General features: G+C 71.8%; 15 protein-coding genes. 6 read left to right on the forward strand and 9 right to left on the reverse strand.

Features of this window, described 5'->3' with window-relative positions; genetic code table 11:
- The coding region (murD, locus tag K7C98_RS25745) for a UDP-N-acetylmuramoyl-L-alanine--D-glutamate ligase (protein WP_224194418.1) at window positions 1–1,425 on the forward strand (1,425 nt) is incomplete at its 5' end.
- Between the two features lie 12 nt (window positions 1,426–1,437).
- On the forward strand, window positions 1,438–2,295 hold the full coding sequence (locus K7C98_RS25750) for an MBL fold metallo-hydrolase (protein WP_224194419.1): 858 nt from the start codon (window positions 1,438–1,440) through the stop codon (window positions 2,293–2,295).
- A gap of 303 nt (window positions 2,296–2,598) precedes the next feature.
- On the opposite strand, the gene K7C98_RS25755 is transcribed toward K7C98_RS25750, so the two are convergent.
- Both K7C98_RS25755 and K7C98_RS25760 read right to left on the reverse strand, forming a co-directional pair.
- On the reverse strand, window positions 2,599–2,763 hold the full coding sequence (locus K7C98_RS25755; protein ID WP_224194420.1) for a hypothetical protein: 165 nt from the start codon (window positions 2,761–2,763) through the stop codon (window positions 2,599–2,601).
- Between the two features lie 12 nt (window positions 2,764–2,775).
- A complete protein-coding gene (locus K7C98_RS25760; RefSeq protein WP_224194421.1) occupies window positions 2,776–4,188 on the reverse strand; it encodes an amidase in 1,413 nt (470 codons plus the stop codon).
- Window positions 4,189–4,335: 147 nt separating this feature from the next.
- On the opposite strand from K7C98_RS25760, the gene K7C98_RS25765 reads away from it, so the two are divergent.
- Window positions 4,336–4,566: a helix-turn-helix domain-containing protein gene (locus K7C98_RS25765; protein WP_224194422.1), complete on the forward strand. Its 231-nt coding sequence runs from the start codon at window positions 4,336–4,338 to the stop codon at window positions 4,564–4,566.
- Window positions 4,567–4,626: 60 nt separating this feature from the next.
- On the opposite strand, the gene K7C98_RS25770 is transcribed toward K7C98_RS25765, so the two are convergent.
- Complete coding sequence (locus tag K7C98_RS25770; protein WP_224194423.1) at window positions 4,627–6,255, reverse strand: proprotein convertase P-domain-containing protein; 1,629 nt, start codon at window positions 6,253–6,255, stop codon at window positions 4,627–4,629.
- Window positions 6,256–6,392: 137 nt separating this feature from the next.
- Window positions 6,393–7,205 (reverse strand): hypothetical protein, encoded by an 813-nt coding sequence (locus tag K7C98_RS25775; RefSeq protein WP_224194424.1) that lies wholly within the window; start codon window positions 7,203–7,205, stop codon window positions 6,393–6,395.
- Window positions 7,206–8,440: 1,235 nt separating this feature from the next.
- On the opposite strand from K7C98_RS25775, the gene K7C98_RS25780 reads away from it, so the two are divergent.
- A complete protein-coding gene (locus K7C98_RS25780) occupies window positions 8,441–10,135 on the forward strand; it encodes a metallophosphoesterase family protein (protein ID WP_224194425.1) in 1,695 nt (564 codons plus the stop codon).
- Window positions 10,136–10,141: 6 nt separating this feature from the next.
- Here the strand turns inward: K7C98_RS25780 and K7C98_RS25785 are convergent, their stop codons facing one another.
- Together K7C98_RS25785 and K7C98_RS25790 are read right to left on the reverse strand one after the other, a co-directional pair.
- Complete coding sequence (locus K7C98_RS25785; RefSeq protein WP_224194426.1) at window positions 10,142–10,903, reverse strand: hypothetical protein; 762 nt, start codon at window positions 10,901–10,903, stop codon at window positions 10,142–10,144.
- Window positions 10,904–10,965: 62 nt separating this feature from the next.
- Entirely contained in the window at window positions 10,966–11,898 is a 933-nt protein-coding gene (locus K7C98_RS25790) for a hypothetical protein (protein WP_224194427.1), read from the reverse strand.
- 183 nt (window positions 11,899–12,081) lie between these two features.
- On the opposite strand from K7C98_RS25790, the gene K7C98_RS25795 reads away from it, so the two are divergent.
- A complete protein-coding gene (locus K7C98_RS25795) occupies window positions 12,082–14,541 on the forward strand; it encodes a protein kinase domain-containing protein (RefSeq protein ID WP_224194428.1) in 2,460 nt (819 codons plus the stop codon).
- Window positions 14,542–14,705: 164 nt separating this feature from the next.
- Here the strand turns inward: K7C98_RS25795 and K7C98_RS25800 are convergent, their stop codons facing one another.
- The 3 genes from K7C98_RS25800 to K7C98_RS25810 form a co-directional block, all read right to left on the reverse strand.
- Complete coding sequence (locus tag K7C98_RS25800; RefSeq protein WP_224194429.1) at window positions 14,706–15,656, reverse strand: ADYC domain-containing protein; 951 nt, start codon at window positions 15,654–15,656, stop codon at window positions 14,706–14,708.
- Window positions 15,657–16,033: 377 nt separating this feature from the next.
- Window positions 16,034–17,737, reverse strand: a complete 1,704-nt coding sequence (locus K7C98_RS25805; protein ID WP_224194430.1) for a cytochrome b N-terminal domain-containing protein — start codon at window positions 17,735–17,737, stop codon at window positions 16,034–16,036.
- Window positions 17,737–18,267 (reverse strand): ubiquinol-cytochrome c reductase iron-sulfur subunit, encoded by a 531-nt coding sequence (locus tag K7C98_RS25810; RefSeq protein WP_224194431.1) that lies wholly within the window; start codon window positions 18,265–18,267, stop codon window positions 17,737–17,739. Before K7C98_RS25810 ends, K7C98_RS25805 begins: the two co-directional genes overlap by 1 nt.
- Before the next feature lie 123 nt (window positions 18,268–18,390).
- Here K7C98_RS25810 and K7C98_RS25815 point away from each other — a divergent pair, with 123 nt between their 5' ends.
- Window positions 18,391–19,296, forward strand: a complete 906-nt coding sequence (locus K7C98_RS25815; protein ID WP_224194432.1) for a class I mannose-6-phosphate isomerase — start codon at window positions 18,391–18,393, stop codon at window positions 19,294–19,296.
- Window positions 19,297–19,581: the final 285 nt, after the last annotated feature.

The following is a 19,581-nucleotide window of genomic DNA, read 5'->3' on the forward strand; positions in this document are numbered from 1 at the left end:
GTGACCCGCGAATCACTCCCGCCTGTCGGCTCCGCCGGCCCCTCCGATTCACCCGCCGACCGCGAATTCGCCCGCACCACCGCGCTCGTCATCGGCGCCGGCGCCAGCGGCCGCGCGGCCGCCGAGCTCATGGTCTTCCTCGGCGCCCGCGTCCGCCTCTACGACCAGAACCCCGACGCGACCGTCCCGGCCGGCGTCGTCCCGCTGCTCGGCGCCGCCGACCTCCCGCCCGGGGCCCTCGCCGGCGTCGACCTCATGGTCCTGAGCCCCGGCGTCCCGCCCGCGCGGTTTCGCGCCGCCCAGCAGGAGTTCGCCCCGAACGCCCGGGTCCACGGCGAGATGAGCCTCTCCCTGGCGATCGCCGCCGCCCGCTTCGGTCGCCTGCCCACCGTCCTGATCACCGGCACCAACGGCAAGAGCACCGTCACCGCCCTGACCGGCGCCCTGCTCGCGGCCGGCGGCATGCGGCCGTTCGTCGGCGGCAACCTCGGCGTCCCCCTGGCCGCGGCCCTGCTCGAGCTGCTGCGCAGCGGCGCTCCCCGGCCCGACGCCCTCGTCCTCGAGTGCTCCAGCTTCCAGCTCGAGACCCTCGACCGGGCCGCCACCGACGTGGCGATGGTCCTCAACATCACCCCCGACCACCTCGACCGCTATCCCACCCTCGCGGACTACGCCGCCACCAAGGCGCGCGTGTTCACCGGGCTCGACGGCGGCGGCCTGGCCCTGCTCGACGCCGGCGACGGCTGGACCCCCTTCCTCCGCGAACGCGTCGGCGCCGGCCGCCTCGTCCTGGTCGACGACCCGGACGGCGCGCGCGTCCTCGGACCTGGCCCCGGGGACAGCCTCGTCCTGCCCGGCGGCGACGCCGTCCCGCGCCGCGCCCTGCCGATCCCCGGCCGGCACAACAGCAAGAACGCGCTGTTCGCCCTGCTCGCCGCCCGCCACCTCGGCGTCGGCCTCGACGCCTGCGTGCGCGGCCTCGAGGGTTTCCACGGCCTGCCGCACCGCATGACCTTCGTCCGCGAGCGGGCAGGTGTCCGCTTCTACGACGACTCCAAGGCGACCAACGTCGCCAGCGTGCTCGCCAGCCTCGACGGCTTCGACCGCCCCTTCGTCCTGATCGCCGGGGGCCGGGCCAAGGGCGACGACCTCACGCCCCTGCGCGACCTCCTGCGCCGCAGCGGCCGCGCCCTGGTCGCCATCGGCGAGTCGGCCGACGCCTTTCACGCGCTCGCCGCGGGTGTGGTCGAGGCGCGGCGGGCGACGTCGATGGCCGAGGCGGTCGAGGTCGCGGCCGCGCTCGCCGGTCCGGGCGACGCCGTGATCCTCTCCCCCGCGTGCGCCAGCTACGACTGGTTCAAGAACTACGGCGAGCGGGGCGACACCTTCGCCCGCCTGGTGCGGGCGCTGTCTGCGGAGAAGTGATACACCGCCCGCATGCGGCTCGACAGCGTGCGCGGCAACACCCAGAGGCTCGACGGCGGCGCGATGTTCGGCAACGTCCCGCGGGCCATGTGGCAGCGCTGGGCCCCGCCTGACGACCTCAACCGGATCTTGCTGGCCTGCCGCTGCCTGCTGGTCCGCGACGACCGCGGCCGCACGATCCTCTTCGAGGCCGGCATCGGCGCCTTCTTCGAGCCCAAGCTGCGCGACCGGTTCGGCGTCGTCGAGCCCGAGCACGTCCTCCTCCGCTCGCTCGCCGACCTCGGCGTCCGCCCGGACGACATCGACATCGTCGTCCTGTCGCACCTCCACTTCGATCACGCCGGCGGACTGTTGACCGCCTGGTCCGAAGGACAGGCGCCCGCCCTGGTGTTCCCGCGCGCCAGCTACGTCGTCGGCGAGGACGCCTGGCAGCGGGCCCTGCACCCGCACGCGCGCGACCGGGCCTCCTTCATCCCCGGCCTGACCGACCTGATCCTCGCCACCGGCCGGCTGGAGCGGGTCCGCGGCGAGACCAGCGAGCTGCTCGGCCCCGGCTACACCTTCACCGTGTCCAACGGGCACACACCGGGCCTGCTGCTCGCCCGCATCGACACCCCGCACGGCCCGATCACCTTCATGGGCGATCTCGTGCCCGGCGTCCCGTGGGTCCACCTGCCCATCACCATGGGCTACGACCGCTACCCCGAGCTGCTCATCGACGAGAAGGAGGCGCTGCTCGCCCGGATCCTCGCCGACGACGGCACTGTCTTTTTCACTCACGATCCGAATGTCGCGGCCAGCAAGCTCACCCGCGACACCAATGGCAAGTTCACCGCGACATCACCGGTCGCCGAGCTCCACTGGGTCTGACATCGCTGTCACATCGGGCGCTGTCAGAGCGACATTTTTTCACTGCGCTTCGTCGGGGCGGAGCGCGTCGCCCCGGATCACACAAGGGCCCGAGACGGCCGACGAGCGGCCGCCGCGGGGTTTCAAGGCTAAGCGAGCGCCAGCAGCTTCTTCTGCAACCGGCGGACCGAGCGCGGCGCCGTCATGAGGTAGTAGACGCCGGTCAGCACGTAGAGGGGCAGCTTGGAAGCATTGGGGGGGGTCATGGCACGTTCTCCGCGATAAGGTCTTCGTCGTTGTAGCGGCACCGAGCCGCTTCATGGATCACTCGACGTCCGACACCATGCTGATCTCGCACGCCTCGATGGTCTCTTGCAGATCACGCATCGAGATGGCGATCGGACTCAGTCCAAACGCCTGACATTCCCGTGAGCTTCCACTGAAAATTTCTGCCGGGCCGAGGTGACGGACGGCGCGGCCGGCGGCCATTTAAACAGGCCGTTACGACATGGCTGGAGAGACAGGTACTCGCGGCCGCCCGGGGAACAGCGCCTCGACCTCGCGGGCGACCGCCAGGACCCGGTCCTCGCGGCCGAGCGGCCCGACGAGCTGGACCGCGATCGGCAGGCCCTCGCGCGAGCGGGCCACCGGGAGCGCGATCGCCGGCTGTCCGGTGATGTTGAACGGCGCCGTGAACGCCCCGTAGACCGCGTAGGCGCGGAACACCGCCTCGCCGTCGGGTCCGCCCCAGGCCCCGATCGGCGGCGGTGGTCCCACCACCGCCGGCGTCAGCACCAGCTCGGCGTCACCCACCCACGCGAGCACGCGCTCGCGCAGCGCCTCGAACGCCGCGCGCGCCAGCGCCGGCGAGTTGCGCCGACCGGCCTCGACCAGCCAGCGCGTCGCCGGCTGCAACCGATGCGCGCGCACCATCGGCACGTCGGCCAGCAGGTGCTGGTAGATCGGCAGGAAGTCGTCGACCGAGCCGCGCGCCATCTCAAACTCCTCGACCCGGTGTCCCACCTCCGCCAGCGCCTTGCCGACCGCCCGCGCCGCCTCGGCCCACTGCGGCTCGGCCGCGGCGATCGGCGAGTCGACCGCCAGCTTGATCCGCAGCCGCGGCGACGGCTCCGTCATCTGTCCGTAAGGACATGGCGGAGGAGACAGCCAGTGCGGCTTGCCGACGGTCAGCCCGGCCATCACGTCGAGCAGCGCCGTCGCGTCGGCGACCGAGCGTGCCAGCGGGCCGCAGGTGTAGAGCAAGCGGCGGTCGTCGCGGCCGAACGCGTTGGCCACCCGCCCGCGCGACGGCTTGATCCCGACCAGCCCGCAGAACGCCGAGGGGATCCGGATCGAGCCGGCGCCGTCGCTGCCCTGCGCCCACGGCAAGAGCCCGGCCGCCACCGCCGCGCCCGAGCCCCCGCTCGACCCGCCGGCCGTGCGCGACGGATCCCACGGGTTGCGCGTCGGCGGGTGCGTGTCCGGCTCCGTCACCGGCAACGCCCCGAGCTCCGACGTCGCCAGCTTCCCGAGCACGACCAGCCCCGCGCCGCGCAGCTTCGCCACCGTCGCGTCGTCGACCGGCGAGACCAGCGGCCACACCCCGTGCGAGCCCATTCGCGTCCGCGAGCCGCGGACGAAGTTCAGGTCCTTCACCCCGATCGGCACCCCGAGCAGGGGCGGCACCGAGGCGAGCGCGCCGCGCCGCGCCGCGCGGTCGAGCGCATCGTCGGCCACCTTCGCCGCCCGCCGCGCGCGCCCGTCGAACACCGACACGAAGGCCGACAGCGCCGGGTTGAAGGCGGCGATGCGGTCGAGGTACAGCGCGACCAGCTCCTGGCTGCGGATCTCGCGGCGCCGCAGCAGGCGCGCCTGTTCGAGGGCAGATGCGTGGACGAGTTCGGCGAGCGACATCGGCCGCGCAGTCTTGCGCCGGCGGACCCCGCGATCAAGCTCCATCCTCGCGGAAGCGAGCCCTGAGGCGCCAGAGCCCGCCCGGGCGGCCATTGTGTGGCCGGCGCGGCTTGGGTAACGTCACCGCGGGGAACGGGGAGGGTACCGATGGTCCCGCGTGGGGATAGAAAAAGCGCGAAGCCTCGCTCAGACAACGCCGCAGCGCTCGACCTGCTCACGGTCGACGAGGTCGCGAGCATGCTCAAGACCAGCCGCAAGGCCATCTATCACCGCATCAGTCGCGGCCAGATCCCCTCCGTCAGGCTCGGGCGCAGCGTCTTCATCCGCCGCAGCGACCTCGCCGCCTGCCTCGTCCCCGGCGCCTTCAACGACCCCTGAACCCTCGCGGCCCGTCCCGGAGCTCCCCCTCTCCTCGCCGGCTTCGCCGACTCGCGGCCCTCACTTCGCCCGCGTCAGTCGCAGGCGCGCCAGCTGCAGCGTCGCCGTGAAGCCGCCGCAGCTGTCGCCGACGCACACCTGCCACTCGCCCGGCGCCGGCGAGCCGGCCAGGCTCGCCAGATCGGGCCCGATCGCCGCGCCCGGGTTCGGCGTATAGCTGCAGGCGTTGTCGTCCTTGCAGATCGTCCCGTCGGTGTCGAGCCCGTCGCCCATCAGCTCCGCGTCCTTCTTGCCCTGCAGGCCGAACGTCAGCGGCGCCGCGGCGCTCAGGTTGGAGTTGTCGCCGCTGCACTGCGACCCGTCGTCGGCCGCCTCGGCCAGGCCCGGGCGGCTCACCAGCGTCACCGTCTCCGCGGCCGGCGAGATCAGCTTGATCGTCAGGTCGCCCGCGTAGCCGGTCTGGACCCCGACCTCGACCTCGACCGCCTCGACCACGTCGAACCCGCTGGCCGGCACCGTCAGCGTCGCGCACGCCATCGACGCCGGCGTCCCGTCGTAGGCGCCGTCCTCGATCGCCGCCCCGAGGTCGACCTCCGCGAACTCGTCGACCTCGGTCACCCCCGGGCAGTCCTCGGGGTCGACCACCATCTCCGGGCACAACGGCTCGAGCGCCTTCTGCAGCGCCGCCGCGTCCTCGTCGTCGGCCGTGACCGTCGCCAGCGCCGCCGCCAGATGCGACAGCATCGTCACGAAGTCCGCCGACGTGATCGGCGCCCCGCCCAGCATCTCGTTGGTCACGCCCATGTGCACCGGCTGCATCGCCCGGCACGGCGTCGCCGCGCCGACCCCCGGCTCGAGCCCCGGCGGCGGGTCCACCTCCCCGCCGTAGACCGCCGGCCCGTCGACGCCCGCCAGCTGTCTCACGAGACATGTCTCGAAGCGCACCTCATCGGCGCCGGCGAAGAACCCCGACAGCGTCGCGTCGCCCAGCACCCCTGCCAGCCACGAGTCGACCAGCGCCTGCAGGCCCGGCTTGCGACCGAGGCGCTGGTACAGCGTCGCGTCGCTCCCGGCGTCCTCGACCACCTCGGCCTCCAACGCCGCCAGCGCGCCCGTGAGCGCCGCCTTGTCGGCGTCGGTGAGCAGCGGCGCCGAGCCAGCCTGGTGGCTGTCGAGCGCCGTCGCCACGTCGGCCACGAAGTCGGCGAAGTCGATCGCCGACACCCCGAGCTCCGCGTGCGCCGCCGTCATCCCCTTGCAGGTGTAGGTCGCGCCCGGGCAGCCGGCGATCGTCGCCAGTTGGTCGACAAGGCAGTCGATGAAGCGGCCGCCGTCGAACTCGGCGTTGAGGAAGTAGGCGTTGATCCGGTCGTCGGCCACCACCGCGCCGGCGATCGCCACCGCCAGCGCCTCCGCGCCCTGGGGCCCGCCCAGGCGCAGGCACAGCTCGGCGTCGACCGTCTCGGTGGTGCTGCCGATCGTCGGCTCGCTCGCGCTCGTCGCCTCGCCCTCCGTGGTCGTGCCGACGCTCGACGTCACCGGCGGCGCCGTCGAGTCCGTGGGCCCGCCCGAGGTCGTCGTCGTCGACGACCCCTCCGAGGTCGTCGGCTCACCTGTCGGTTGGGCCAGGTCATCGGCGCAGCCGGCGACCAGCGCGAGGACGAGGACACGCGCGGCGGTGGACGGCATCGCCTCATCTTTGCACGAAGCCCGCACGCGCGCCGCCGGCAAAGCCTTCGTGCTGCCCCCGCTCGCTGCGTCGGCCGGCCGCCCGGCCTTCCGACTCGCGAATCAAATTCAATTCGCGGCCCCCGCCGCCGCGGCGCTCAGCCGGCGGCCACCAGCAGCGGCGCCGACGCCCGCGAGCGTTCGCGCCGCATGTCGCGGAACACCAGCGCGTAGTGGGCCCGGTCGGCGTGGACCCGGAGCCAGGCGTCGAGGCTCGGCTGCACCTGCGCGTCGAGCATCTGCCGCATCGCCGCCACCACGCTGTCGTGCAGCTCGGGCGGCGTCAAGAACCCGTCCATGTAGCGGACCAGCGCGGGGGCCTTGACCGCGCTCTGCTCGCGCAGCCCGAGCCACTTGTCGCTCGTGAACTCGACCGACGAGTCGCAGTGATCGGCGACCAGGCGGGCCAGCTGCGCCCAGTCGCCCTCCTCGGCGAGCTTGCGGATCTGCGTCCCGATCAGCGCGAACACGTCGGGGTGGATCGCCAGGATCTCGTGCGTCGGCTCGGCCGACAGCCACAGGTCGGGCTCCTCGACGAACACCGCGCCGACCAGGCCCGAGGCCAGCGGCAGGGCGCAGGTCAGGTGCTGCAGCCCGAAGCTGATCGCCCGCCAGCGGTCGCGGATCTCGTGCTGCCACAGCGTGTTGACCAGCGGGGCCAGCTGGTCGGGCGCGGCCATCATGCGCGCTACCCGGCGCTGGCTCGTCCCGATCGTCGGCCGGTACGCCTCGTGGACGCGCGGCTGGCTGAACAGCAGGCGCCACTCTCCGCTCAGCAGCTCGATGCGACGGAAGTCGCGCCCGATCAGGTCCAGGACCTGTTCGCGGCTGGCCGTGGCCAGTTGGTGCAGCAAGACCTCCTCGATGTCGAGGTAGCGCTCGCTGCGTATGAGGTACGCGTGGCAGCGCAAGGCGCAAACGCTACCAGATTTGCCGCCCGACCTCAGCATGAAGACCTCGGGTCGTGAGCCCCGACCGCGGCCCGGTCGCTCACCGTGGTTTTCCCGGCGAACGGCCGCCATCGCCGCCGCAACCGCCGTGCGCGCGGACGACGGCGCCGCTGCCCCGCGCCCGGCGCGACGCCCGGCCCGGCATTGCCACGGGGGCGGCCGTGCAAATCACCGCCATACCGGGAGATCGCACATCCGCGCATCGCCTCCCACCGCGGCGAGCCCGCCCGGCCGGTCACATGTCCATGCGGACATGCTCCCAAGTTCCCGTCCTCGACATGCCCGATCCGACATGTCCTGAACATCACCCACGCGCTCGCGGCGACCGCAGCGCCCCGAGCGTCCTCGGCCACGCCAGCCCCCGACCACGCATCGCCCCGCCCCGACGCGTCACGCCACCCTCCGACGCGGCGGTCCGTCCACGACATGCCCCCTCGCTGCACCCGCAACACCCGAGCATCCTCAAGCCGCGACCAGCGGCCCCCGCCTCGACGCGAACCACGGCGCGGTCGCTCGACCTCCGTACGGCGGTCCAAACACGGCATGTCTCTTGTAACATGTCCCATAAGCCATCCACGCCTGAGCCGCGCGGCGCCGCGGCTCGCCCGCCAGCGCCGCCCCGGCAGCTGTCGCGGCCGGTGGCGGCGCGAAGCCCTCGCGCGAGCCCGGCGAGCAGGCCGCCGCGATGCGCCGCAGCTGGAGGTCGCCGTGATTGTCTGCGCCCGAAATGACACGCCGTGAATGACCCCAGAAAGCGTCTGTTCGGCGGCCAGCCCTGGCCGTCGAACAGGCGCAGACAACCTGCGCGACGGGACATCCGCCAGCGGAGCCCACGACGGCGTGGCGGCCTCTCACGGCTGCAGCCGTGCCAGGGGTCCGGGGAAGGGTCGGCGACGAATACGAGGCAGGATGGGCGCGAGGAACGAGCGTCCATCCCGACGCTGAACTCGTCGCCGACCCTTCCCCGGACCCCCCGCGAGGCGCAGTCGGCAATTCGCGAAGCGAGCACCCCCCACGCCGCCTGCGCCTCGGCGAAAAGTCACTCCTCCCTCGCCCGCGCCGGCGAACCGCGTATCGCCGCGCCAGCCCCCCCGCGGCCCTGTGCGCGGATCTGCACACCCCTCACCCCGTGCGTGCCCGGGAGCACCCGGGTCCGCCGCGCGGGCCGCCCCGGGATATTCTGCGCCGGTCGCCCCATGATCCAGCTCCACTCCGATCCCTCCGTCGCCGAGCAGCAGATCGAGGCCCTGATCTTCTACCTCACCACTCTGGGCTACATCGACAGCGAGTTCGACATCCGGGAGAAGGCGTTCGTGCGCGCCTTCCTGCGCGAGCTGGTGACCGCGCGGATCGACGCCGGCGGCCCGCTCGACGCCGAGCTGCGGTTCGAGCGGATCGAGAACCAGCACGAGCACTACGTCCAGCGGTTCCAGGAGATCGACCGCGAGATCAAGAACCTCTTGACCGAGGCCGTGGCCGACGGCGAGGACCCGCAGCGTTTCGTCGTCTCGCAGCTCAAGCTGCGCTGCTTCGAGATGTTCCAGGGGCTCGATGAGGACAACCGGCAGCACCTGCTCGAGGTCGTCGACCGCTTCATCGCCGCCGACGGCCAGGTGCACCCGGACGAGGCCGCGTTCCGCAACGACCTCGCCGAGCTGCTGGGAGCCGAGCTGATCCTCGAAGACGCCGCGCTCGAGAGCGTGGGCGTCGAGGTGCGGGAGCCGACGCAGCTGAGCGTCCCGGCGCAGGACAACCACCCGTTCTTCGCCAAGTTCGAGTACCACTACTCCGCCGACCCCGCGCAGCTGCAGCGGCAGTTCGCCGCCGACCTCGCGCTGCTCGACAAGGTCGAGGAGAAGTGGGAGGAGTACCGCGTCCGCGGCCGCGGCCGGCTCGAGGGTCGCGCCAGCGTCGCCGACTTCGTCGGCGGCGACGAGTTCCTCGACGAGCACGTCTACGTGTTGCCGGCGAAGCCCGGCCGCAGCTACGAGCTCATCGTCCTCGGCGACCTGCACGGCTGCTACTCGTGCCTCAAGGCCGCCGTCCACCAGAGCAACTTCATCGAGAAGGTCCGGCGCTTCCAGGCCGACCCCGACAACAACCCCGACGTCCGCCTCGTCTTGCTCGGCGACTACATCGACCGCGGGCGCTTCAGCTACAACGGCGTCCTGCGCACGATCTTGAACCTCTTCCTCGCCGCGCCCGACCACGTGTTCGTCCTGCGCGGCAACCACGAGTACTACATCGAGTACCAGGGCCGCGTGTACGGCGGCGTCCGCCCGGCCGAGGCGATCAACAGCCTCACCCCGCACCTCGGCGCCGACGTGTTCGGCCGCTTCCTCGACTTCTTCGACGCCATGCCGAACATGCTGCTGTTCGACCAGATGCTGTTCGTGCACGCCGGCATCCCGCGCGACAGCCTGATCGCCGACAAGTGGGCCGACCTGGCCAGCCTCAACCGCGAGGACATCCGCTTCCAGATGCTGTGGAGCGACCCGAGCAAGGCCGAGATCGTGCCCGACGAGCTGCAGAAGGCCTCGGCGCGGTTCGCCTTCGGCCGCCAGCAGTTCCGCAAGTTCATGCAGCGGATCGGCTGCAACGCGCTGGTCCGCGGCCACGAGAAGGTCAACGCCGGCTTCAAGAACCACTACAGCGACGCCGACATCCGCCTGTTCACCCTGTTCTCCGCCGGCGGCGCCGACAACGACGACCTCCCGCCCGACAGCAACTACCGCGACGTCCGGCCGATGGCCCTCACGATCACCAGCAAGGACGGCCTCGTCGAGGCCACCCCGTGGCCGATCGACTACGCGCGCTACCAGGATCCGCGGCTCAACAACTTCTTCAGCAGCGCGCCCGAGATCGACATCAGCCCGCAGCACAGCAGCTGACGCCGCTCAGCCGACCGTCTCGCCGTCGCAGGTGATCATCACCTGCGGCGGCAGCTCGTCCGGCCCGGCGATCGCGAGCGCCGCGAACGTCGAGCCGACCACCGACGCGTTCAGCGGCGTGACGATCTCGCCGTCGACCTGCCCGCAGTAGAAGTCGGGCGCGACCAGCGACCCGCGCAGCAGCAGCGTCGCCGTGACGTCGCCGCCCGTGATCGGGTTGGCCGCCCCGATGACCATCGCCAGGCCCATGTCGAGCTCGAACGCCCCGTCGACCACCGGGATCGCGTCGAACACGATCGGGTCGCCGACCGGCGTGCGCGGCGCCAGCACCTGGCCCTGCGAGAGCGCCAGCGGCTGCAGCTCCAGGCGCAACGAGTGCGGCTCCGGCCAGCCGGTCCACGTGCTGGTGGCGATGAACTGGAACGGCAGTTCGGGCGCGATCACGGTCGAGACCGCCAGCAGCGCCTGAAACTCGTGCACCGCCTCGCCGCTGGTCGCGTCGGACGTCACCACGCTGGTCACCGGGTCGCCGGTGTCGAGCACCGTCGTCGCCGCCGGCCCGGTCGTGTCGTCCGGCCCCGTCGTGCTGGTCGGCGGCGGTACCGGCTTGTCGTCCGGCCCCGTCGTCGTCGTCGACGAGCTCGCGGCCCCGCCGTCGCCGCTGCCCGCCTCCGTGTCGCTCGCGCTGTCGAGCGGCTCGCGCACGCTGCAGCCCGACGACCCACACACCACCGCAACGACGATTCGACGATACAAAGCGAAGTTCATGCCGCGATCGTATCGGCGCGCGCACCTCCGCGCAAGCGCCCCGCCGCCGCCGGCCGCCGCATTCACCCCCACGGCAGCGGCGCGCAGCAGCCGGCCGCGCAGAACATGTCCTGGCCACAATCGGACCCGCCGCCCGCCGTCACGCACTCCTGTCCCTCGGGACAGGCCGCCTCCGCGCAGCCCGGCGGCGGCGCGGACTCGCCGAAGCACACCTCGCAGAGGTCCGGCCGGCAGGAATTCTCGCACCCCGGGTTCTTCGTGCACTGCGCACATTCGTCGAGGTTCGCCAGCGAGCAGTCGGGATCGCCGAGGTACACGGCGCCATCGAGCCCGAAGGCCGCCAGCGAGCAACAGCCGAAGCAGTCACAGCCGTTCGGCGCCCGGCACGCGACCAGGCACTCCGCGCCCTGCTCCGCCGGGCAATCACGGTCCGGATCGTACGCGCACTTCCCCGGCCCCGGGCGCGCCGGATCGCAGCGCAGGTCCCAGCGGCAGCCGTCGTCGCCGGGCCCGGCGTCGCCGTCCCAGAAGCAGTCCAGCGCGCACGACTTGCCGCCCGCGCTCCCGGTTGCGAACACGTCCTCACGCGCGTCGCACGGCGACAGACACTCCGGATCGTCGAGGTCGATCGCGCCGTCGCCGTCGTTGTCGAGGCAATCTCCGCAGGCCTGCACCTGCCCGCCGCAGCCCTTCGGCGCGCAATTTCCGTCGACCTCGCCGGCGTTCGTCGTTCCGCCGGCCGTCCCGCCGATCGATGATTCCACCGCCCCGGTCGCCCCGGCCGCCCCGCCGGAGCCCGACGTCGGCGCCCCCGTGGTCGTCGTCTCGCCGCCCTCGGTCGGCCCGCGCGAATCGGTCGGCCCGGACGAGCCCGACGGCCCGCCCGTCGGCAACGTCGTCACGCCCATGCCGCGCGTCGCCGTCTCCTCCAATGCGTCATGGCGATTGCAAGCAGCGAGGAATGCCCACAGCAGCAGCCCCGCGCGTATCACCATACAGCTGAACAATGCGACGGATCGCAGGAAGGGCCATGTAATTGACGCGAATCTTATGGCGGTGTCACGCCCACACCGGGGCGGGCCGACCCCACGCGGGTTTACTTCGTTCCTGTTTCCAGGGTACTTCCCAGCTGTCGCTTGCACAGGCTCGAGATCCGATCCTAGTGTTGTTATCTGTCGGTGCTGCTGTCCACGACGAACGCAGACCCTCCCTCCGACGCCGTCGCCGATCCCAGCGAGGTCGTGCGGATCGGTCGCTACGTCGTGCTCGGACGTCAGGGCGCGGGCGCGATGGGCGTGGTGTACCGCGCCTACGACGAGGCGCTCGACCGCAAGGTCGCGCTCAAGCTGCTGCGCGCCCCCGGGGCCGATCACAGCCAGGCGCGCGCCCGCCTGCTGCGCGAGGCCAAGGCGCTGGCCCAGCTCTCGCACCCCAACGTGGTCCAGGTCTACGACGTCGGCGAGTGGGGCGGCCTCGACTTCATCGCCCTCGAGTTCGTGCAGGGCCAGACCCTTCGGACATGGCTCTCGGAGCAGGATCGGAGCTGGCGGGAGATCTTGCAGGTGTTCGCGCAGGCCGGTCGCGGTCTGGCGGCCGCCCACGCGGCCGGCCTGGTGCACCGCGACTTCAAGCCCGAGAACGTCCTCATCGACGGTCAGGGCCGCGTGTTCGTGGCCGACTTCGGCCTCGCGCGCTCGGCCGACAGCGCGCTGCCGGAGCCGGCGCTGCCGCCCGCCTCGCGCTCGAGCCCGTCGCTGCCGCGGCTCACCGCCATGGGCTCGCTGGTCGGCACGCCGAAGTACATGGCCCCCGAACAGTTCATGCGCGTCCCGGCCGACGCGCGCAGCGACCAGTTCTCGTTCTGCGTCGCCCTCTACGAGGCCCTGTTCGGCCGGCGCCCGTTCGCCGGCGAGACCGTCGAGGAGCTGCGCCAGAGCGTCCTGCTCGGCAAGCTGCTGCCGCCGCCGGTGCTGTCGATGGTGCCGCAGTGGCTGCAGGACCTGACGATGCGGGGCCTCACCCGCGACCCCACGCACCGGTTCCCGTCGATGCACGCCCTGCTGGCCGAGCTCGACCGCGTGCGCGGGCGCAGGCGCCTGATCGCCGCCGGCATCGCCGCCTTCAGCCTCGGCCTCGCCGCCTTCGTGTTCTCCCAGGCCTCGCCGGTGTGCCACGGCGCCGACGACAAGCTCGCCGGCGTGTGGGACGAGGCCCGCAGCCGGTCGCTGCGCGACGCCTTCCTCGCCACCGACCTCGCGTTCGCCCCCGACACCTTCACCCTCGCGCGCGACGCCCTCGACGACTACGTCGACGACTGGAAGACGATGCACAAGGAGGCCTGCCTGGCCCACCACCGCGGCGAGCAGTCCGACGCGGTCCTCGACCTGCGCATGTCGTGCCTGCAGCGCCGGCGCACCGAGCTGGCCGCGCGCGTCGACGTGCTCGCCCAGGCCGAGCACAACACGGTGATCCGCGCCCTCGACGCGGTCCGCTCGCTCGCCCCGGTCGCGGCCTGCGGCGACCCGGCGCAGCTGCTCGAGCAGTGGCAGCGCATCGGCGCCCCGCGCGACCCCACGGTCGCCACGCGCCTCCATACGCTGCGCGGCAAGCTGGCCCAGGTCGAGGCCCTCGAGGGCTCCGGGCAGCTGCAGGCCGGCCTGGCGCTCGCCGAGGAGGCCGTGCGCGACGCCCAGGCGATCGACGTCCCGGCGGTGCTCGCCGAGGCCCACCTGCGACGTGGCTCGCTGCTGGCCGAGTCCGGCGACCTGATGGCCGCCGAGTCGGAGCTGTGGCGCGCCATCGTCACGGCCACCCGCAGCGACAACGAGGAGGTGCTGGCCCGCGCGATGATCAAGGAGGTCTTCGTCCTCGCCCACGCCACCGGCTCGTTCGGCGCCGCCGATCGCATGGCCGAAAGGTCAGCTGCCCTGCTCGACCGGATCGCCCCGCGCAGCCGGCTCGTCGGCGAGCTGCGCAACAACCTCGCCGTGCTGCGCTTCCTCGAGGGCCGCCACGCCGAGTCCGAGGCGCTGCACCGCGAGAACCTGCAGTTCCGCCGCTCGATCCTCGAGGCCGACGACCCCGACATCGCGATCACGCTCGGCAACCTCGGCGTCGACCTGCAGGAGCTGCGGCGCTTCTCCGAGGCCGGTGACCTGATTCGCGAATCGCTCGAGGTCTTCAGCGCCGGCTTCGGGGCCCAGCACCCCTACGCCCTGCAATCGCTGGCCAACCTCGCGCTCGTGCAGTTCGACAGCGGCGAATGGGACAAGGCCCGCGAGTCGCTGGCCGGCTCGCTCGCCGACTGGATCGCCATCGTCGGCCCCGACAGCCCCCTCACCGCCGAGCATCAGTGCGTCGCCGGCCTGCTCGACATCGACGCCGGCAACATCACCGGGGGGCTCGCCACGCTGCGCCGCGCCCAGGAGCTCGGCGAGGATCGCGGCCCCACGGCGGCCCGCTATCGCACCCGCCTGTCGCTGGCGCAGGCGCTGTGGGACCACGCGCCGGAGGAGCGCTCGCGGGCGCTCGAGCTGGCGCACGCGGCCGAACACGACGCCATCGTGCTCGGCGACGGCCACCGGCGGACCGCCGCGCGGCAATGGTTGCTCGCGCACGAGCACGGCCCGGCGCGCTGATGTGATATGTCCTCCGGGACAGGCTCCGACGTCTGCACTTGCGACATTTCGCCGATCCTCGCAAGCTGGGAGACGCATGAATCAGCGGGCGCGTCCTGACCTCGCCCCCGGGACGCGGGCCCCCACACCGCGTTCGCGGCCGGCGGCCCGCTCCCGCGATCGCGTCAGCTCGGCAGCGCCTGCGACATCAACAGCCCGCCGTGCTCGCCGGGCTCGCTCTGGTTGCAGTACGGCAGCGAGCCGCGGCCCGCCGCCTTGCACTCCGCGATCACCTTGGCGCGCGAATGTGACAGTTTGCGCGGCTGATTGAGGCATACAGCCCCGTGCGGGCCCCACTTGGCCTCGATCGGCCAGTCCGTCTCCGGCTCGAGGATCGCCGGCGACAGCCCGTCCGACACGTCGATCACCGTCCCGTTCTCGGTGTGGGACACATTGTTGCCGCAGTAGTCGGCGCGGACCATGCGGGTGCAGGCGCGGTAGTGATCGGCGAGCGATATGCCGCCCTGCTTCGCCCACATTCGGTAGCCCCATTCGAGGCACTTGCCGGCGGCCGTGCCGCGGCAGGCGACCGCGAGTTCGCCTTGCTCGCCCGGCAGCCAGTCGGCCGTCTGGGCGTCGAAGTATCCCGGCACCACGATCGCCTCGGTCGGCTCGCCCTCGCCGTCGGTGCAGAGGGACTCCCACGCGCCGTCGCCGAAGCGCACGTCGAGGTCCGTAAAATAGATATCAGGTCGGTCCCAGCTCTGCGTCACCCCGGCGATCCGCACCTTCACCTCTTGCTGCTGCTTGCCGTCGTCGACCAGCCAGTGCAGCCGCGCGCCGACCAACTCGTCGCCGCGGAGCAGCTCGCCGGCGCTGCTCCACGCCTGCAGCTCGCTCGTGCCCGGCACCAGCGACCAGCCGGTCAGCGACTTCTTCGTCGTCCCCTCGACGAGCTGGGCCAGGATCAGCCTGATCCCATTGAACCAAGTTCCATTGAAACGCGTTCCATTGAACCGGGTTCCGTTCAGCTCGATCCCGTTGTCGTGGCACGCGCGCATCTGGATCGACCCGTCGCCGACGTCCTCCGGGACGACCATGTCCACCGCGTCGCAGGCCGATGCGACCAGCGACACCGTCATCGCTTGTATATGCCGACACCTCCGCATCTTCGTGTTCCCCCTGTTCCACGAAGGTACCTGCAGTGCGATGAATCATCGCCCCGGCGCGAGCCGACCGGAGGTCGCCCGGACCGGCGAGCGCGTCACGATTGACATTTCATGCGGAGCCCTCTTTGATGATTCACATGAATGTCGCTGGAGACACCAGATCTGCGCGGCAGCCGCGACAAGCTCAGCCATTTGCCCTGCGGCGCCCGCCCCGCGGCGATGCGAGCCTGACAGCGCCGCCGGGCTCGAAATTACCCTGATCTCGAGACGTCGAATGTTCGTCCGCCGCGTCGAAGGACGCGGCGCGAGCGGACGACACGAACGCGACTACAGGGAGATGCTGATCACCGCGCCCCACGCGACGTCACGAATTGCGCGAGCGCGTCGATCTGCTCCGGCGTCAGCTTTCCGGCGAACTTCGGCATCTCCGCGGTATCGCCGTACAGGTCTTTCTGTCCGCTGTCGCTGATGATCCGCGCGACCCATGCCGGCGAACCACGACCTGCCAGCGTCGGGCCCGTGCTGTCCTTGCCGGCCTCGAGCTCGTGGCACGACGAGCACTCGAGCTTCTTGTCCCAAAGCTCCTTGCCGCGAGCGACCATCGCCGCGTCCACGCTCGCCGCCGCGCTCGCGCCGGACAGGCTGATCAGGTATTCCACGACCGCGGCCAATTCTTCGTCGCTGGCCGCCTCGGTGGTCAGCGGCTCCATCGTATTGTGCTTGGTCGCCCCGTAGAAGCGCCTGTCTCGGGGGTTGCGGACCAGCGCCGCCAGCCACTCCCGGCTCGTGAAGCCGTCGAGCACCGGCGCCTCCTCGGCGCCCTTGCCCTCGAGCGTATGACAGGACGCGCAGTGCTCCTTGAACAGATTGCGGGTCTTCTGCTCCGGGTCGTTGTCGAACACCGCGACGCCGCCGACCGGCGACACGCCCTCTCGCGCGAGCTCGCGCGCCCGCGTCGCCTCGGCGTGGGCCTGCTCGACGCCGTGCTGGAACGATTCGTTGTTGCCGTCCTCGACGATCGCCACCGCCGTCAACGCCGTCACGCCGGCCATCAACAGGCCGACGCCGGTCAATACCGACCAGCGCGAGCGCACCGCCCTCGACTTCGCGCGGTCGACGAACGGCAGCGCAAACAGGTAGGCCGCCGCCGCGCCCGGCAGCAGCACCGTCGCCACGATCGTCAGCGGCCCCTGGAAGTACTTGAGCAGCTGGAACAGGAACAGGAAGTACCACTCCGGCCGCGCTACGAAGTTGCTGGCCGGGTCGGCCGGCGCGAACAGCTCGGCGCCGTGGGTCGTGACGGTGAGGCCGACCAGCACCGCCGCGCACACGGCCATCGCCAGCACGTCGAGGAACAGCTGATTGGGCCAGAACGGCTGCGTCATGCGCTTCAGCTCCGCCTCCGGCAGATCCGGCGGCGTCACCCCGTGCTTGCGGAACAGCAGCAGGTGCACCCCGAGCAGCCCCGCCAGCGCGATCGGCAGCACGAACACGTGCAGCGCGAAGAACCGCGTCAGCGTCAGGTTGCCGTACTCCGGGCCGCCCTGGACGAACTGCTGCAGCGGCTCGCCGCCCGGCACCGAGCCCATGATCCCGGTCGCCACCTGCGTCGCCCAGTAGCCCTTCTGGTCCCACGGCAGCAGGTAGCCGGTCAGCGCGAACGCCAGCACGATCGCGCCCATCAGCAGGCCCGTCCACCAGTTGACCTCGCGCGGCTTGCGGTACGCCCCGGCGATCACCACCTGCAAGAGGTGCAGCACCACGACCACCACCATCGCCGACGAGCCGTGGTGGTGCAGCCCGCGCAAGAACCACCCGGACGTCACCTGATCGTTGAGGTACGCGGTGCTGGCCCACGCGTCGGTGGCCGACGGGCTGTAGTAGAACGCCAGCAGAATGCCGAGCACCACCTGTTGCATGAACAGGAACACCAGCACCGAGCCGAACACGTAGCGCAGCCGCGCGCCGCCGGGGACGTCCTCCTCGAGCATGAGGCGGGTCGCCGAGCGGATCCCGGTGCGTTCGTCGAGCCAGTCGAGCAGCGCCATCAGACCGGCTCCTTGTCCGCCACGCCCTGGCGGTAGCGGACCAGGCGGATCGCCACCAGCCCGTCCTGCTCCTTGATCTCGAGCGAATCGAGCGGCCGCGGCGACGGTCCGGCCTCGACCGAGCCGTCGAGCCCGAACGCCGATCGGTGGCACGGGCACTTGAACTTCTGCGCCTCGGCGTCGAAGTCGACCGCGCAGCCGAGGTGCGGGCACACCGTCGAGAACGCGTGCAGCGCCCCGTCGCGCTCGAGCACCCAGCACGAGCCCAGCTTCACGTCGGGCGTCTTGTTCCACGCGTCGACCTTGTCGGCGTACAGGTCGACCCGCACCGGCGTCGCCCCCGCGAGCGCCGAGCGCTTGCCCGCCGGCAGGAACGCCGCCTCGCCGCCCTTCGAACCGCTCGGGAACAGCAGGTAGCCGATCGCCGGCGCCGCCGGCACCGCCGCCAGCCCGAGCCCGAGCGCGCCGATGCCGAGCTTCAGCACCGCCCGCCGCCCGCCGTCCGGCTCGCCCCCTGCCCCTGGGGACATGTCCCGAGAATCATCTCCGTGTCCTGCTCCGTGACCGCGATCTCGGCTCGACATGGCCCCCCTGCCGCAGGTGCGGCGACCCCAGGATACCCGACCGGCGCCGACTCGCGCTACCCTCCGAGCATGACTGCCGCCGTCCCCGCGCTGCTTCGCCCGGAGCTCCGCGCCGAGACCATCAAGGAGACCCGCTGGGGCGGACGTCGCCTCGCCGAACTGCTGAGCGACAGCGGCGCCGCGCGCAATCTGTTCGGCGCGCGCAAGATCGGCGAGACCTGGGAGTTCTCGACCCTCCCCGGGCACGAGAGCCTCTCCTGTGGTCGGCGGCTGGACCAGGTCCTCGGCGGACCGCTGCCCTTCCTCGCCAAGCTCATCGACACGGCGCTGCCGCTCAGCGTTCAGGTCCACCCTGACGATCGCCCCGACCCTGCGCGACCGGGCGCGACGTTGCCCGGCAAGGAGGAGGCGTGGATCGTCCTCGACGCCGACGCCGGCGCCCGTCTCTGGGCCGGAGTGCGCCCCGGCGTCGGCCGCGACGACCTCGCGCGCGCCGCCGCCGAGGGCACCGTCGTCGCCTGTCTCGAAGAACATGTCGCCGAGCGCGGCCTCGTCGTCCTGGTCCCCGCCGGCACCGTGCACGCGATCGGCGCCGGGCTCCTGATCGCCGAGATTCAGCAGCCCAGCGACTGCACCTATCGCCTGTACGACTACGGCAGCGGTCGCCCGTTGCATGTCGAGGCGGCGCTGGCCACGCTGGACGTCGCCGCGAGACCTCAAGTGTGGCGACCCGGCGACGCTCCTGCGCGCATGCACGGCGCCCACGTCGACCTCGAATTGCTCGGCCCCGGCGAACACCGGCGAGAGATCGCCGAGCCGACCCTGCTCGTCGGTGTGCGCGGCACCGCGATCGCCCGCGCCGACGCCAGCGAGGAGGAGTTCGGCGCGGCCCGCCTCCTGCTCGCCGTCCGCGGCCCGCTCGACCTCCGCATCCGCGAGCACGGCCTCGTCGCGCTCGGCCGCGTTCACCCGTAGCGCCGCGGCCGGGCCATTTCGAGCAGCCCGCGACGCTCCCTCCTCGCGCTCGACGTCGACGTCGCTTGGAACAGGCGCCCAACGTGCGGTCGAAGCGTCGCCCCCTCGTCGCCAGCCACGACGAGGCGATTCGTCATACCATCCATTCCACGAATCACTCGATCGGCGCTCCGAGCACCGCAGCACCATCCTCTTTAATTCGGTCCTGCTTCGCCGCCGCCGCGATCACCACCGACTTCCCATCAGCCGCGCGGGCCTCTTCGCGGCGACGCGGGGACAGCGACC

Origin of the sequence: Nannocystis pusilla, assembly GCF_020073745.1 — a bacterium.
GTDB classification, from domain to species: Bacteria; Myxococcota_A; Polyangia; order Nannocystales; family Nannocystaceae; genus Nannocystis; species Nannocystis radixulma.

Excerpts from the sequence above, each read along its gene's own strand:
- K7C98_RS25770 (WP_224194423.1), bottom strand. The coding sequence starts at position 6,255 with ATGCCGTCCACCGCCGCGCGTGTCCTCGTCCTCGCGCTGGTCGCCGGC.
- K7C98_RS25780 (WP_224194425.1), top strand. The coding sequence starts at position 8,441 with ATGATCCAGCTCCACTCCGATCCCTCCGTCGCCGAGCAGCAGATCGAG.
- K7C98_RS25790 (WP_224194427.1), bottom strand. The coding sequence starts at position 11,898 with ATGGTGATACGCGCGGGGCTGCTGCTGTGGGCATTCCTCGCTGCTTGC.
- K7C98_RS25755 (WP_224194420.1), bottom strand. The coding sequence starts at position 2,763 with ATGGCCGCCGGCCGCGCCGTCCGTCACCTCGGCCCGGCAGAAATTTTC.
- K7C98_RS25765 (WP_224194422.1), top strand. The coding sequence starts at position 4,336 with ATGGTCCCGCGTGGGGATAGAAAAAGCGCGAAGCCTCGCTCAGACAAC.
- K7C98_RS25750 (WP_224194419.1), top strand. The coding sequence starts at position 1,438 with ATGCGGCTCGACAGCGTGCGCGGCAACACCCAGAGGCTCGACGGCGGC.
- K7C98_RS25815 (WP_224194432.1), top strand. The coding sequence starts at position 18,391 with ATGACTGCCGCCGTCCCCGCGCTGCTTCGCCCGGAGCTCCGCGCCGAG.
- K7C98_RS25785 (WP_224194426.1), bottom strand. The coding sequence starts at position 10,903 with ATGAACTTCGCTTTGTATCGTCGAATCGTCGTTGCGGTGGTGTGTGGG.
- K7C98_RS25805 (WP_224194430.1), bottom strand. The coding sequence starts at position 17,737 with ATGGCGCTGCTCGACTGGCTCGACGAACGCACCGGGATCCGCTCGGCG.
- K7C98_RS25760 (WP_224194421.1), bottom strand. The coding sequence starts at position 4,188 with ATGTCGCTCGCCGAACTCGTCCACGCATCTGCCCTCGAACAGGCGCGC.
- K7C98_RS25810 (WP_224194431.1), bottom strand. The coding sequence starts at position 18,267 with ATGTCCCCAGGGGCAGGGGGCGAGCCGGACGGCGGGCGGCGGGCGGTG.